The 13999-nt window shown below is 60.9% G+C and carries 14 protein-coding genes; 5 read left to right on the top strand and 9 right to left on the bottom strand.

Annotated features, from left to right (window positions below):
• Positions 1 to 29: 29 nt before the first annotated feature.
• Complete coding sequence (locus VL202_RS09375; protein ID WP_325463857.1) at positions 30 to 671, top strand: carbonic anhydrase; 642 nt, start codon at positions 30 to 32, stop codon at positions 669 to 671.
• Positions 672 to 986: 315 nt separating this feature from the next.
• Here the strand turns inward: VL202_RS09375 and VL202_RS09370 are convergent, their stop codons facing one another.
• Entirely contained in the window at positions 987 to 1808 is an 822-nt protein-coding gene (locus VL202_RS09370) for a lytic transglycosylase domain-containing protein (protein ID WP_325463856.1), read from the bottom strand.
• 261 nt (positions 1809 to 2069) lie between these two features.
• Positions 2070 to 3104, bottom strand: coding sequence for an aspartate-semialdehyde dehydrogenase (locus VL202_RS09365; RefSeq protein ID WP_325463855.1), 1035 nt, complete (start codon positions 3102 to 3104; stop codon positions 2070 to 2072).
• A 494-nt stretch (positions 3105 to 3598) separates the two neighbouring features.
• Here VL202_RS09365 and VL202_RS09360 point away from each other — a divergent pair, with 494 nt between their 5' ends.
• Positions 3599 to 5485 (top strand): MFS transporter, encoded by a 1887-nt coding sequence (locus tag VL202_RS09360; RefSeq protein ID WP_325463854.1) that lies wholly within the window; start codon positions 3599 to 3601, stop codon positions 5483 to 5485.
• Between the two features lie 75 nt (positions 5486 to 5560).
• Here the strand turns inward: VL202_RS09360 and VL202_RS09355 are convergent, their stop codons facing one another.
• The 3 genes from VL202_RS09355 to leuB all read right to left on the bottom strand — a co-directional run bounded on the left by VL202_RS09355 (position 5561) and on the right by leuB (position 7686).
• Positions 5561 to 6259 carry a phosphatase PAP2 family protein gene (locus VL202_RS09355; protein WP_325463853.1) on the bottom strand — a complete coding sequence of 233 codons (699 nt, stop codon included), beginning with the start codon at positions 6257 to 6259 and terminating at the stop codon, positions 5561 to 5563.
• Complete coding sequence (locus VL202_RS09350; RefSeq protein WP_325463852.1) at positions 6256 to 6390, bottom strand: hypothetical protein; 135 nt, start codon at positions 6388 to 6390, stop codon at positions 6256 to 6258. The genes VL202_RS09355 and VL202_RS09350 overlap by 4 nt, the downstream gene beginning before the upstream one ends.
• A 183-nt stretch (positions 6391 to 6573) precedes the next feature.
• Positions 6574 to 7686 (bottom strand): 3-isopropylmalate dehydrogenase, encoded by a 1113-nt coding sequence (leuB, locus tag VL202_RS09345; RefSeq protein WP_325463851.1) that lies wholly within the window; start codon positions 7684 to 7686, stop codon positions 6574 to 6576.
• 338 nt (positions 7687 to 8024) lie between these two features.
• Between leuB and VL202_RS09340 the strand changes: the two genes are divergently transcribed.
• Complete coding sequence (locus tag VL202_RS09340) at positions 8025 to 8195, top strand: hypothetical protein (RefSeq protein WP_325463850.1); 171 nt, start codon at positions 8025 to 8027, stop codon at positions 8193 to 8195.
• Positions 8196 to 8363: 168 nt separating this feature from the next.
• On the opposite strand, the gene VL202_RS09335 is transcribed toward VL202_RS09340, so the two are convergent.
• The 4 genes from VL202_RS09335 to VL202_RS09320 all read right to left on the bottom strand — a co-directional run bounded on the left by VL202_RS09335 (position 8364) and on the right by VL202_RS09320 (position 12526).
• On the bottom strand, positions 8364 to 9194 hold the full coding sequence (locus VL202_RS09335) for an alpha/beta hydrolase (RefSeq protein WP_325463849.1): 831 nt from the start codon (positions 9192 to 9194) through the stop codon (positions 8364 to 8366).
• 113 nt (positions 9195 to 9307) lie between these two features.
• The gene (locus tag VL202_RS09330) at positions 9308 to 9760 is read right to left on the bottom strand and encodes a DoxX family protein (protein ID WP_325463848.1); all 453 of its coding nucleotides are present in this window, start codon (positions 9758 to 9760) and stop codon (positions 9308 to 9310) included.
• Positions 9761 to 10437: 677 nt separating this feature from the next.
• Positions 10438 to 11523, bottom strand: a complete 1086-nt coding sequence (locus tag VL202_RS09325; RefSeq protein WP_325463847.1) for a TraB/GumN family protein — start codon at positions 11521 to 11523, stop codon at positions 10438 to 10440.
• Between the two features lie 103 nt (positions 11524 to 11626).
• Positions 11627 to 12526: a tyrosine recombinase XerC gene (locus VL202_RS09320; protein WP_325463877.1), complete on the bottom strand. Its 900-nt coding sequence runs from the start codon at positions 12524 to 12526 to the stop codon at positions 11627 to 11629.
• 169 nt (positions 12527 to 12695) lie between these two features.
• Between VL202_RS09320 and VL202_RS09315 the strand changes: the two genes are divergently transcribed.
• Together VL202_RS09315 and VL202_RS09310 are read left to right on the top strand one after the other, a co-directional pair.
• Positions 12696 to 13622 (top strand): GNAT family N-acetyltransferase, encoded by a 927-nt coding sequence (locus VL202_RS09315; protein WP_325463846.1) that lies wholly within the window; start codon positions 12696 to 12698, stop codon positions 13620 to 13622.
• Between the two features lie 8 nt (positions 13623 to 13630).
• On the top strand, positions 13631 to 13999 hold a 369-nt coding region (locus VL202_RS09310), incomplete at its 3' end, for an AAA family ATPase (RefSeq protein ID WP_325463845.1).

Below are 13999 nucleotides of genomic sequence, written 5' to 3'. Positions count from 1 at the left end.
TTATATATAAGTCGGAGTGATCGAGCACCATGCAGCGTTTTCCAAAACAATTGCTGAACGGCTACAACAACTTCATGAGCGGCCGCTTCAACGAGCAACAGCAGCGTTACAAGGCCTTGGCCGAAACCGGACAGCAGCCCAAAGCCCTCGTCATTGCCTGTTGTGACAGCCGCGCCGCGCCGGAAACCATTTTCGACAGCGGTCCTGGCGAACTGTTCGTCGTCCGCAACGTCGCCAACTTGATGCCGCCCTATGAGCCGGATGGTCATTATCACTCCACCTCGGCTGCCCTCGAATTCGCGGTTCAGGTGCTGAAGGTCAGCGATATCGTCGTGATGGGCCACGGCCGCTGTGGCGGCATCAAGGCAGCGCTCGATATCAATGCCGAGCCTCTGTCTCCGGGCGATTTCATCGGTCGCTGGATGCACCTCCTGAAGCCTGCCGCCGAACAGATCCAGAGCAACGAGATCATGACTGCGGGTGAACGCCAGCGGGCGCTCGAGCGCGTCTCCATCCGCAACTCGCTTGCCAATCTGCGTACCTTTCCTTGCGTCCAGATCCTCGAGCAGCGTGGCAAGCTGCAACTGCACGGCGCCTGGTTCGACATTTCCACCGGCGAACTCTGGGTCATGGACGCCAAGACCGGGGACTTCGGCCGTCCGGGCATGTGATTTTTGGGTCTCGAGGCTTGTGGCCTCGAATCTCCCAACACTTCGTCATCCTCGGGCTCGACCCGAGGATCTGCCGGTATCGCACCTTGCTCGCAGGCGCGATTTCCAAAATCCCGTCACCAGCCGATACGCTGATGGATCCTCGGGTCGAGCCCGAGGATGACGGAGTGTTGGGTTGCGCGCCTTCATCGGCCGCCGCCCCTTTCTTACGGGAGCGAGAGTCTCCTGCTCGAACCTTTGCATACCTCCAGACACAAAAAATCCGCAGCCGGATTCTCCCAACTGCGGATCGTTTCATCCCGATAGGCGGCAATCTCAGCCGCCGTCGATTTCCCGACCGATGATGGCGATTGCCTGCTGGTAGACGCTGGCGGCGTTCCAGCCCTGGATGGCACCGAAATTGCCCGAACCCGGCTGGTAGCCGCCGCCCGCGCTCCAGCCGTGGCCGCGCAGGAAGTTGGCGGTCGAGGACAGTGCGTCGGCCTTGGAGCGGACCATGTCGATATGGCCGTTGCCGTCACCATCGACGCCGAATTTCAGGACGTTGGCCGGCAGGAATTGCGTCTGGCCGATTTCGCCATGGGCCGCACCCCGTGCATTCGGGCTCAAGTCGCCGCGCTGAACGAGGGTGAGCGCCGCATAGAGCTGGTTGGTGAAATAGTCCGAGCGGCGGCAATCGAAGGCCAGCGTCGCGACGGCCGACAGAGTATGTTCCTTGCCCAGGAACCCGCCGAAGCCGGTTTCCATTCCCCAGATGGCGATGATCGGGCCAGGGGGGACGCCGTAGCGGCTCTCGATCGAGTTGAACAGGGCAGCGTTCTGCGCCTTCATCTTCTTGCCGCGCGAAATGATCGTCTGGCCGCCACGTTTCTGCATGAACTGGTCGAGCGACAGCTTGAAGCTCTTCTGCCCACGGTCGGCGCGGATCGTCGCCTTGTTGTAGTTGACGTTGGCGAAGGCCTTGTTCAGCACGGCGGGGCTGATGCCGCGGCCGGCTGCTTCAGCCTTGAAGTCCTGCACCCAGGCATCGAAGCCTGCCGAGGTGTTGCTGCATTGCGCGGCCGATGCCGCCGTTGGCAGGATTGCCGCCGCAATCATTGCCGTGAAACCTGCCAGTACGCACGTCAGCTTGTGCATGGAAAACCCCGTAATCGCCCGAATCCAAAATTGTGTCCGCAAAATGCCAGTCTTTGCGGGTTCTGTCACGATGATCTCACAGCATCCGGTGGGGTGTTTCACGTGAATCCTCCCGAAATGAAGTATCGTCGCAGACCGTTCTTATGAAAGAAGCCCCGCATATCCATTGACGGATCATGCGAGGCTTTTAATCGAACCTCGATGATAAAACCCTTGGGGTTGGTATCATCGAGTTCGGTATAATTGGTTAAAACTTCCTGATCAGGCGGCCTTCTTCTTCGCCTTGATCAGACCGCGATTGACGAGAAGTTCGGCAATCTGGATAGCGTTGAGGGCAGCACCCTTGCGCAGGTTGTCGGAGACGACCCAGATGTTGAGACCATTCTCGACGGTCGCGTCTTCACGAATACGTGAAATATAGGTCGCGTCCTCACCGGCACTTTCATAGGGCGTGATGTAGCCGCCATTCTCATGCTTGTCGATGACGAGGCAACCTGGGGCTTCGCGCAGGATGTCGCGTGCCTGGTCGGCGGTGATTTCGTTCTCAAATTCGATGTTGATCGCTTCCGAATGACCGATGAAGACCGGAACGCGCACGGCCGTGCAGGTCAGCTTGATCTTCGGATCGAGGATCTTCTTGGTTTCGGCCATCACCTTCCATTCTTCCTTCGTATAGCCGTCTTCCATGAACGCATCGATATGCGGGATGACGTTGAAGGCTATGCGCTTGGTGAATTTCTTGCTCTCCATCGGATCGGCAACGAAGACGGCGCGGGTCTGGTTGAACAATTCGTCCATCCCGTCCTTGCCGGCGCCGGAAACCGATTGATAGGTGGAGACGACGACGCGCTTGATCCTGGCGAAGTCATGCAGCGGCTTCAGCGCAACGACGAGTTGGGCTGTCGAGCAATTCGGATTGGCGATGATGTTGCGCTTGGTGAATTGGGTGATGGCGTCGGGGTTCACTTCCGGAACCACCAGCGGCACGTCCTGATCGTAGCGCCAGGCCGAGGAATTGTCGATGACGACGCAGCCCTGCGCGCCGATCTTCGGCGACCATTTCAGCGACACGGCGCCGCCGGCCGACATCAGGCAGATGTCGGTGTCGGAAAAATCGTAGTTTTCGAGGTTCTTCACCTTCAGCGTCTTGTCGCCAAAGGAGACTTCCGTGCCCTGGCTGCGCGCCGAGGCGAGCGCCACCACCTCGTCGGCCGGGAAGCCGCGTTCGGAAAGGATGTTCAGCATTTCGCGGCCGACATTTCCGGTCGCGCCGGCGATGGCAATCTTGAAACCCATTGTCTTGCTCTCTTTCTGTCTCTCCGCGGGGCTGGGATGAGAAGCTGGTCGGCCAAGATGCCAAGCTTCAGGTCCCCGGCCGTGCCGGGGAGAGAGCGGTGGCCAGAGACGTCAGACGGTTTTCGTCGTCGTTTTGGCCGTTGTTTTGGAAAAAATCGGGAAAGAGCGAACCCGCCCGGCAGAGAATGCCGGGGCAATCAGTGCAGCGATGGCAAAACCAAAACGGTGCATGGAGCGGTTCCTTTTCCGCTGTTGCTCATACGCGCTTTCGGCGTGGAGTCAACAAGAAGTTGAACAGGATTGCTTGCCGATGCGAGAACGACCTGTCTGCGCATGCCGTCGCATCGACTAAAGTCATAATCCCAAAGCAGCGCTTATATGCGCAACGCTTTTCTGTCATTTTGTTCCCTGGCGCATTCCGCTTCGGAATCAGGGAGGGTTCGGAGGCAGAAAGAGGGTGCGCACAAGCCGTTTTTGAGTGGAGGACAAACGAAATGGCAAATGTCGCAGCTGTGGGGGCTATAAAATCCGGCCCCATGACCGCGGAGCAGAAGAAGGTGATCTTCGCCTCTTCGCTCGGCACCGTTTTCGAGTGGTACGATTTCTATCTCTATGGTTCGCTGGCCGTCTATATCGGCGCGACCTTCTTCTCGCAATATCCTGAAACCACGCGTAACATTTTCGCGCTGCTCGCTTTTGCAGCAGGCTTCCTCGTGCGGCCGTTCGGCGCCCTGGTGTTCGGCCGTCTCGGCGATCTCGTCGGACGCAAATATACTTTTCTCGTCACCATCGTCATCATGGGTCTGTCGACCTTTCTCGTCGGCATCCTGCCGGGCGCCGCCTCGATCGGTATCGCCGCGCCCATCCTTCTGATCGCGCTGCGCATGTTGCAGGGCCTGGCGCTCGGTGGCGAGTATGGCGGCGCCGCGACCTATGTCGCCGAACATGCGCCACAGGGCAAACGCGGTTATTTCACTTCGTGGATCCAGACGACGGCAACGCTCGGCCTGTTCTTGTCGCTGGTGGTCATTCTTCTCGTCCAGTTCGCGGTCGGCAAGGATGCCTTCGCCGCCTGGGGCTGGCGCGTGCCGTTCCTGCTTTCCTTCATCCTGCTTGGTGTTTCTGTCTGGATTCGCATGAAGATGAACGAATCGCCGGCCTTCAAGAAGATGAAAGAAGAGGGCAAGGGCTCGAAGGCGCCACTGACCGAAGCCTTCGGCCAGTGGAAAAATGCCAAGATCGCGCTTCTCGCCTTGTTCGGCGCCGTCGTCGGCCAGGCCGTCGTCTGGTATTGCGGGCAATTCTATGCACTGTTCTTCCTGCAAAACATCCTCAAAATCGACGGGCAGTCGGTCAATATCATGGTGGCTGCCTCGCTTCTGATCGGCACCGGCTTCTTCCTCTTTTTCGGCTGGCTGTCCGACAAGATCGGCCGCAAGCCGGTCATCATGGCAGGCCTGGCACTCGCCATGCTCACCTATTTCCCGCTGTTCAAGGCGCTGACCTGGGCGGGTAATCCGGCGCTGGCCGAAGCACAGTCCACGGTGCGGGCCACCGTTACCGCCGATCCGGCCGACTGTAAGTTCCAGTTCAACCCGACCGGCACGGCGAAGTTCACGACATCCTGCGATATCGCGACCTCGTTCCTGACCCGCAATTCGGTGCCCTATGACGTCGTTCCCGGCCCGGCCGGCACGCCTGCGACAGTCAAGATCGGCGAAGAAACGGTCACCAGCTATGACGCGGTTGCTGCCGGCGACCAAGCCAAGGCCATGGGCAGCGCCTTCGAAAAGCAGGTCAATATCGCACTGCACGACAGCGGTTATCCGCTCGTCCGCGGCGCCGCCAAGGTTTCGGAAGCCAAACTTGACGGCTTCGTGGCCGCCAATCCCGAGCTGGCGCTCGATGTCGCGGCCGTCCGTGGCGGCGAAAAGGCAACGATGACGGGCGAACAGCTGGTTGCGGCCAAGCTTTTGACCGCGGAAGAAGCTGCCGGCGTGACCGACATGCCGGTCTACACGATCGACAAGGGCGGCGCCTTTGCCATGGTCGCCGATCCGGCCCGGGTCAACTGGGTCGTCATCATCGCGATCCTGACTGTGCTGGTCATCTACGTGACAATGGTCTACGGCCCGATCGCGGCGCTTCTGGTCGAGCTTTTCCCGACCCGCATCCGCTATACCGGCATGTCCCTGCCCTATCATATCGGCAACGGCTGGTTCGGCGGCCTCTTGCCGGCAACGGCCTTCGCCATGAGTGCGGCCAGGGGCGATATCTATTATGGCCTCTGGTACCCGATCGTGTTTGCCGGCATCACGCTGGTGATCGGCCTCTTGTTCCTGCCGGAAACAAAGGACCGCGACATTCACACGATGGACTGATTCCCCTGTCCTGAGCCAAGGATGATGAACCCGGCGCAGCCCCTGCGCCGGGTTCTTTCGTTTCATGGACCGGGTTCAGAGCTGGCTTGCATCGATATTGCTCTTCGGCCGTGGCCACGCCTTGTCGTCCAGCCGGAACAACCAGTTCTTTCGGGCAAACAGGAAGGCCGCCATCAGCGCTGTCCAAAGCCCGACGAGCAGCCCCGCCGCCACGTCGCTCGGATAATGGGCGCCGACCACGACACGGCTGATGCCGATCGAAAGCGCGCCCAGCGCGAACAGGAAACGCAGGCGCGGCGCCAGCATCGAGAAAGCGCCGAAGAAGGCGCCGACCGCCGCCGAATGGCCTGAGGGAAAACTCTGGAAGACCCAGTCGTGGCCGGACAGGAAGGAAATGCTGCGGGACCCGTATTCGGAAAACAGTTCCGGCCGCGCCCGGCCGATCACCAGCTTAGCCAGATGCACGACGATGCTGGCGCTGCCGATCGTCAAGAGAAAGTAGAGCCCAAGCCGCCACGCAGTCCTGGTCTTCGACGAGAAGGTGGCGGTCCGCCCCACCTGGTTGAGAATATAGGCGATGATGACGATCGAGCCGGATCCGTAGATCATCCAGGCGAATGTGCCGAAATCGGTGATTCTCTCGTTGAAGGTCACGACCCCGCCCGGCAATCCCTGCGCCCATTGCGAAATCGTCCCGTCGAACGGCAGCAGCGCCGCCACGAGGAGCGCGGTTGCGACGAGCAGCCAGAGGGAAGAGGATAGGGGGCGGTTCATGGCGCGATCTTTTCGGACTGAATTCTCTGCATGTTCGGCATACCCAGTTCCCGGTCATCCTCGTCCTTGTGGCGGGGACCCAGTTCGCTCACGTCGGTGAGCGAGGACTCTTCCATGCGACGGAAGTGCATGGCTGGATTCCTGTGACGAGGACAGGAATGACGGAAGTGGAAAGGACCGTACATGGAAATCAGGTGTGAGCTTGCCGCGTTTATTCAACCCCACCAAACAAAAACGGCACCCGACGCACTTGGCCGGATGCCTCGGTTAAACCCCTGCCCTCGTGGGAAGGGGTTTAACCGACCGCGTCAACCTCAGGCCGAAAGAGCCTTGAACTCAGCGAGGATCGCGTCGCCCATTTCGGTCGTGCCGACCTGGCGGGCTCCCTCGGCCATGATGTCGCCGGTGCGGATGCCCTTGTCGAGAACGTTGGCGATCGCCTTTTCCAGCGTATCGGCTTCCTTCACGAGATTGAAAGAGTAACGCAGGCACATGGCGAAGGAGGCGATCATGGCGATCGGGTTGGCGATGCCCCTGCCGGCAATGTCGGGGGCCGAGCCATGCACCGGCTCGTAGAGCGCCTTGCGCTTGCCGGTCTTGGCATCGGGCGCACCGAGCGAGGCCGACGGCAGCATGCCGAGCGAACCGGTCAGCATCGCGGCGACGTCGGATAGCATGTCGCCGAACAGGTTGTCGGTGACGATGACGTCGAACTGTTTTGGCGCACGCACGAGCTGCATGCCGCCGGCATCGGCCAGCATGTGGTCGAGTGCGACGTCGGAATATTTCGCCTTGTGCGTCGCCGTCACCACCTGGTTCCAGAGCACGCCGGATTTCATCACATTGCGCTTTTCCATCGAGCAGACCCGGTTGCCGCGGGTGCGCGCCAGTTCGAGGGCAACGCCGGCGATGCGCTCGATCTCGTAGGTGTCATAGACCTGCGTGTCGATGCCGCGCTTCTGGCCGTTGCCGAGATCGATGATTTCCTTCGGCGAGCCGAAATAGACGCCGCCGGTCAGTTCGCGTACGATCAGGATGTCGAGGCCTTCGACCAGTTCGGCTTTAAGCGAGGATGCGTCGGAGAGCGCCGGATAGCAGATCGCCGGGCGCAGGTTGGCAAACAGCTCCATATCCTTGCGCAGCCGCAGCAGGCCCGCTTCCGGGCGGACTTCATAGGCCACATCATCCCATTTCGGGCCGCCGACGGCGCCGAACAGCACCGCATCCGCGGCCATCGCTTTCGCCATGTCGGCGTCGGAAATCGCCGCGCCATGCGCGTCATAGGCCGAACCGCCGACAAGGCCCTCGTCCGTCGTGAACCCGCCCGCCATCTCGGCGTTCATGTAGGCGATGATTTTGCGGACTTCCGCCATGGCTTCCGGGCCGATGCCGTCGCCGGGCAGGAGGAAAAGATTGCGCACTGTCATGGGGCATTCCTTTTAAGTCGAAGGTGGTTGTCTCATCGAAGGACGGGGAATTGTTGGCGCGTTCTTAGCGCAACTTCCGTTCAAGGAAAATGCGGTTGCGGAAAGAATTGTACGTGTGAGCCAATCATCGGCCTGACCGCGACGGTATCGCTTGCCGCAACGCCGGACATGGTTCCTTCACGGGAAAATGGGGGGATTTTGAACTTCAGACCTTCCTGTTCCATCCGAAACAGCGCGCAGCGCGGTCTCGGGGGATAGTCGGGTCATAAGAGGGAGGGAGGCTCATCCAGCGGGGCATTCCCAAGGGGCATTCCCAAGAGACATCAAGGAGAGACCACATGCGCAGCTTCATCCTGACCACGGCCGCCGCCCTCATCGCCACCGTTTCCTTCGTCGCTCCCTCGCAGGCCGGCTCCGACGACTGCGGGCCCACCTGCTACATCAAGAAGGTCCGCGCCTACGACTATTACGGCAATCTGGTCATCAAGAAGGTCCGCATCTGCGACTAAGCTTTCTGCTGACTTCCTCCACGAACACACCCGGCTGTCCCTGCGGCCGGCTTTTCGGCCACCTTTTCTCGATCACGATGGGGAGAGAAGGGACAAGCGGCAAGCCCGTCGTCCCCCTCCCCCCGCATGCGGGGAGAGGGTTGGGTGAGGGGCAAAACAGCGCTCCCGTTACCCCTTGAAAAACGCCAGCATGTCCGGGTTCAGAATATCCGGGTGCGTCGAGAGCATGCCATGGGGCAGGCCGTCGTAGCTCTTCAACGTACCGTTCTTCAAAAGCTTCACCGCCAGCACGGCCGAATCCTCGTAAGGCACGATCTGGTCGTCGGTGCCGTGCATGACGAGAACGGGAACGTCGATCGCCTTCAAATCCTCGGTGAAATCGGTCTCGGAGAACGCCTTGATGCATTCGTAATGGGCGTTCGCACCGCCCATCATGCCCTGTCGCCACCAGTTGTCGATCAGCCCTTGCGAAATTTCGGCGCCGGGGCGGTTGAAGCCGAAGAAGGGGCCGGTCGGCACGTCGATGAAGAACTGGGCGCGGTTGGCGACCAGCGCCTTGCGAAGTCCGTCGAACACGTCGATCGGCAGGCCGCCGGGGTTGGTGGGGGATTTCACCATGACCGGCGGCACGGCGCCGACGATGACGGCCTTGCCGACGCGACCGGGCTTGGCGCGGGCGACGTAATGAACAACTTCGCCACCGCCCGTCGAATGGCCGACATGGAAGGCATTCCTGAGGTCGAGCGCATCAGTCAGTTCCGCCACGTCGGCGGCATAGCTATCCATTTCATGGCCGCCCGATGTCTGGCTGGACCGGCCGTGGCCACGGCGGTCATGGGCGATGACGCGGTAACCTTGCGACAGGAAATAGAGCATCTGGGCGTCCCAGTCGTCGGCGCTCAGCGGCCAGCCGTGATGAAAGACGATCGGTTGCGCATCGCGCGAACCCCAGTCCTTGTAGAAAATGTCCGTTCCGTCCTTGGTGGTGATCGTGCTCATCTGCGGGTTCCTTTTCGAGAGCGGGATGAAAAGCGAGTGCACAATGCCTGTCGTCCATGTCAGCCGCAATACGCCGAAAGCTCATCCTTGGAAAAGTCATACTTATTTATGGATCAGCTCCAGTCGCGCCCGCCACGTCGCCATTTGTGCAGGTCGTACCAAGCCACCAGCAGGAAACCGCCGGCCAGCCCCATATGCTCGAAAAATACGTTCATTGCCGTAAATCGCTCGGCTCCCATGGGCATTTCCCAGAAACGAAAGGCAATGAAGGTCGCCAGGACCGTGAAGGCGCAGAGCGAAAGTGAGCCGATCCAGCGGCAAAACCCGCTGACGATCATCGCCGCCGCACTCAGTTGCAAAAGGATCACCACGGCGGCGATCGGCCGCCCCGGCAACAATCCGTATCCTTCCATTTCCCGGGCAGCCGCACTGAAATCCAGAAGCCGGTTCACGCCGGTGATGATATGCGGAGAACACAATGCCAGAAGCCCGGCCCAGCGGGCGGGATGGCTGGTAAAAACCGGCGTGCAGGCGCCGGCAAGCTTCGCTTCCATTCTCAGCAGCATCGTGTTTCCCCTGAATGTAATCCAACTTGCCCGGATGCTACATCGCCATGTCTTGAGGTCCAGATGGTGAGGGTAAGTTTTTTGGGCTTGGAGTGGCCGCTCCTCTTTTCTCCATCGGAAGAAGGTGGCGCAGAGCGTCGGATGAGGGGCCGAAGGCTACAACCACATGCCCGGTTCACTACCGCGAATTCCACAAATCTCATCCCCGTCCATCCCCGCCCCTCCGATCCCGTGCCATGATCATCCCGTCCTGCCGCGGATACACCGCAAGACGTTTGCGGCGAGGCAGGGCTGGCGCTCCACGGAAAGTCTCGGGGTCTTCGATGGGAAGACCGCGAACGTCAGGCGGAACGGAAGGAGAGCCCCCGGAACATGGACCCCCTCCGTCCTTATGGGGTGGGCGCATCTGTGTGATGCACATGTCGGGAGAAGATGCGTGACGTACCGGGCTGTGTTGCTGAATGCCGGTCCCGGAGAACGACGGAACGCAATCATCCCGAGGCAGAGGGTTCGAAGTCGGGGTCTGTAGGGAGGAAAGCTCCCGAGAGAACGCCAAACGGGGCGCTGGAAGGCGTCAGTCATATTTCATTCGTTAGAGGCGATTTCCAGTGCCCCCGTCCGAATGATGCAGAGATTCAAAACCACGGCGGTCACCGCGCGGGGCGGATTGGCCGTATTCAGTTCACTGCGGTGATCGTAAACCCGTCCTTGCGCAGGAGTTCGATCAGCCCGTCCTTGCCCGGCAGGTGCAGCGCGCCGACGGCCATGAAGACGGCGCCCTGGTCCAGGATCGGCCTGGCGCGGGTCGCCATCGTCCTGTTGCGATCGGTGACGATGCGCTGCTCGAAATCCGCATAGCCATCATCGGCGCTCTGGGACTTTTCCTCGGAAACCGATTTCATCAATGGCATGATCATGCCGATCTCCTGGGCGAGATAGAGGTCGGTGGTCGTTTTCATGACGTCGGCCACGATATCGCCGAGTTCGAGCGTTTCGATCAGGGCCTGCAGGTGGAACTGGATCGGCAGCGAATCCATCGCCTGCAACTGCTCGACCATGGTTTCCAGACCCTTCAGGGTCTTGCCCTGCTTGATGGCGTCCTCGGCCAGTTTCTTGTCGAGGAAAGAGGCGCCGGCGGCCTTGCGGCTCATCTCGCAAGCGGGCAGGGCAACGAAGCTGGAGATCATCCAGGGTTTCATCCTGGAGACGGCGGCCAGCGGAATGCCGCGCTCCTTCAGGCCTTCGGCGAGCTTCTGCTCTTCCTCGGGCTTGAGGAAATCCTTGATCGACTTGCCATCGGTCAGCATCATCAGTTGCGGCTGCATCATCATGGTCGCCGCCGCCTTGCGGTCGTCGACCACTTCGTCGGATTCAACGATGACGGTTTTCGAAGTCTCATAGGCCGCCGCTGCGCCCTTCGGCATGGCCAGAACACGCGGATCGGTCACATGCATGGTGCCGAGCAGGTAGGACGTCGGGACGCCGGCTTTCTCGATCTTCCAGAACGTGCCCTTGCCGTTCGGAATGGCAGCCGCCTCCTTCTGCAATCCGGCATAGCGCACGGGATCGGAGGTCTGCATTTCCGCAATCAGATCCTTACCGCCACAGGAACCATCGCTCGCCGCATGGGCCGGCGAGATCGACAGCAGCGTCGCGATCAGGCTGACGGCAAACAGCACATGCAGGGTGGCGATCAGGGCAAGGATGTTGTCGCCCAGTCGCTCCGCGATCTCACGCGCCGGTTTTGTAAACTGCTGGAACATGATCCGTCCTGTCCGCGCTATTTCGGTGATTGCGAGAACCCTAGCGGCGCAAGGTTCACGACCGGCTTAACGAAAATGGTTAACAGTGGTTCGTGGCTGAAATTCAAGCGCGCGGATGGGCGCGGTCGTAGATTTCCAGCAGCCGGGCCGAATCGACGCCGGTATAGACCTGGGTGGTCGACAGGCTGGCATGGCCGAGCAGTTCCTGGATGGTCCTGAGATCGCCGCCGCCGGCGAGAAGATGGGTGGCGAAGGAGTGGCGCAGCGCATGTGGGGTCGCGGTGTCGGGAAGGCCGAGGGCGCCGCGCATCTTCTGCATCTCGCGCTGGATGATCGCTGCCTGCAGCTTGCCACCCTTGGCGCCGCGAAACAGCGGGCCGTCTTCGCCGAGATGGTAAGGGCAGAGTGTCTGATAGGCACGGACGGCGTCCACCGCCACGGTGATCAGCGGCACGACGCGGGTCTTGCCGCCCTTGCCGTGGATGCGCAGCGCGGTCGGCGTGCCGGCGAAATCTCCGGGCGTCAGGTCGAGCGCTTCCGAGATGCGCAGGCCGCAGCCGTAGAGCAGCGTCAACACGGCGGCATTGCGGGCGGCGATCCAGGGCTCCTCGGCCAGTTGGGCGTCATTGGTCACAACCGTCAGCGCATCCGCGGCGGTCAGTGGCTTCGGCAGGGATTTCGGCTGCTTCGGCGAACGCACGGCGCTGGCGCCGGCAGCGTTGGCCAAACCCTTCCTTTCCAGGTGCCGCAGGAAAGAGCGAAGACCGGCAAGGCCGCGTCCAAGGGTGCGCGCACCGGCACCATCGCGGCGGCGGGCGGCGAGAAAACCGCGCAGGTCGCCCGGCCGCAGCGCGCTGATGTCGCTGAGTTTTGCCGGACCGGCGAGGTGCCCGGTGAGGAAGTGCAGGAACTGCCGCGTATCCCGCTCATAGGCCTCGACGGTCTTGCTGGACAGGCGACGCTCGTTGTCGAGGCTCGCCAGCCATTTCTGGCGCTCGGCCATCAGTTCGGGATGGCCAATGATCAGGAGTTCGTTCACTCACTTGCTCCGCGATAGGTAATCGGCCGACTTTGCGCGCCGGGCCGTTATGTTTTTCCTAACGCCCTTGGAATTTGTCATGGTGGGATCATATTCACCTGCGATAGCTCAGCCGAACACAGCGGATAACACCATGGCAAGACGGGATTTGGCAGGCGGTTTCACGCATTTCGCAGAGACGGTCGCGCTGGTCTCGCAAGGACAGCCCGGGCATATAGTCGATACGTTGATCGCCGAGCGCGGCCAGCGCATCGTCAAGCACCCGCTGTGGCCGGTCATGCGGCCGTTTCTCTACACGCTTCTGAATTATCGCAAGGCGATCGAGTTCGCCGATGGTGTTGCCAACCTGCCGGGTTTCCAGGCCTTCCAGTATCTGAGCGAAACATTGGCGCTCGATATCCGCGTCCGCCATGGTGACCGTATCCCCCGGAGCGGTGGCTTCCTGATGGTCAGCAATCATCCGACCGGCATTGCCGACGGGATTGCCGTCTTCGATCTCCTGAAGAGCCGCCGCCCGGACATGATGTTCTTTGCCAATCGTGACGCCATCCGGGTCAATCCGCGTTTCGTCGAGATGGTCATCCCGGTCGAATGGCGCGATGACTACAAGAGCAAGCTGAAGGCGCGCGAGACGCTGCAGGTGACCAACCGGGCGATCTCGGACGGTAAGGCGACCGTGCTGTTTCCTTCCGGCCGCATTGCCTATTGGGCAGAGGGGCGGCTGAACGAACGTCCGTGGAAGACATCGGCCGTCAGCTTTGCCCGCAAGTACAACCTGCCGATCCTTCCGGTTCACATGGCGGCGCGCAATTCCGGCCTGTTCTACTGGCTGGCCAAATGGTCGACCGAGCTGCGCGACATGACCGTCTTTCACGAGCTCCTGAACAAGAAGGGCAACCGGTTCGACTTCACCATCGGCAACCTCATTTCGCCCGATGCCCTCGACGGCGATCCGGGGGAGGTGACACGGGCCCTGGAGCGGCACACGGTATTCGATCTGGCGCGGGATGGGGATGCGGTGTTCGGCAATCCGGTTCCGCCTGTCGAGACGATCAGGTAATCTGCGTCATGCAGATTCGCTCCATGTTCGCCGCCAATTATCGTTCCCTGAAATCCATCCGAATGGACATGGCGGGTGTCAACCTGTTCATCGGTGAAAACGGTGTCGGCAAGTCCAATCTCTATCGTGCCTTGCAGCTTGTCCAGGCCTCGGTGCGCGGCAGGCTTGCCCACGAGATTGCCCGCGAAGGCGGTATGGCCTCGACCCTGTGGAGCGGCAGGCGTCGCAGCGGCGACCCGGTCCGCATCAAGCTCGAGGCGGAGCTTCTGGATGAGGAACGGGCTCTGAGCTTTCACTACCGGGTGGAGGCCGGGTTGAGACCACCGATAGACGCGGCCGGTTTCGCCTTCGAGCCACAGGTGAAGGAGGAGGAGTTG

Origin of the sequence: Pararhizobium sp. (genome assembly GCF_035497515.1) — a bacterium.
GTDB lineage: Bacteria > Pseudomonadota > Alphaproteobacteria > Rhizobiales > Rhizobiaceae > Pararhizobium.
This window is presented reverse-complemented; position numbering and strand designations above follow the sequence as displayed.

Bases quoted from the DNA above. Each gene is read 5' to 3' on its own strand.
- VL202_RS09365 (WP_325463855.1), bottom strand. From the start codon at position 3,104: ATGGGTTTCAAGATTGCCATCGCCGGCGCGACCGGAAATGTCGGCCGC.
- VL202_RS09350 (WP_325463852.1), bottom strand. From the start codon at position 6,390: ATGCACTTCCGTCGCATGGAAGAGTCCTCGCTCACCGACGTGAGCGAA.
- VL202_RS09335 (WP_325463849.1), bottom strand. From the start codon at position 9,194: ATGAGCACGATCACCACCAAGGACGGAACGGACATTTTCTACAAGGAC.
- VL202_RS09325 (WP_325463847.1), bottom strand. From the start codon at position 11,523: ATGTTCCAGCAGTTTACAAAACCGGCGCGTGAGATCGCGGAGCGACTG.
- leuB (WP_325463851.1), bottom strand. From the start codon at position 7,686: ATGACAGTGCGCAATCTTTTCCTCCTGCCCGGCGACGGCATCGGCCCG.
- VL202_RS09340 (WP_325463850.1), top strand. From the start codon at position 8,025: ATGCGCAGCTTCATCCTGACCACGGCCGCCGCCCTCATCGCCACCGTT.
- VL202_RS09375 (WP_325463857.1), top strand. From the start codon at position 30: ATGCAGCGTTTTCCAAAACAATTGCTGAACGGCTACAACAACTTCATG.
- VL202_RS09370 (WP_325463856.1), bottom strand. From the start codon at position 1,808: ATGCACAAGCTGACGTGCGTACTGGCAGGTTTCACGGCAATGATTGCG.
- VL202_RS09355 (WP_325463853.1), bottom strand. From the start codon at position 6,259: ATGAACCGCCCCCTATCCTCTTCCCTCTGGCTGCTCGTCGCAACCGCG.
- VL202_RS09360 (WP_325463854.1), top strand. From the start codon at position 3,599: ATGGCAAATGTCGCAGCTGTGGGGGCTATAAAATCCGGCCCCATGACC.
- VL202_RS09315 (WP_325463846.1), top strand. From the start codon at position 12,696: ATGGCAAGACGGGATTTGGCAGGCGGTTTCACGCATTTCGCAGAGACG.
- VL202_RS09320 (WP_325463877.1), bottom strand. From the start codon at position 12,526: ATGGCCGAGCGCCAGAAATGGCTGGCGAGCCTCGACAACGAGCGTCGC.
- VL202_RS09330 (WP_325463848.1), bottom strand. From the start codon at position 9,760: ATGCTGCTGAGAATGGAAGCGAAGCTTGCCGGCGCCTGCACGCCGGTT.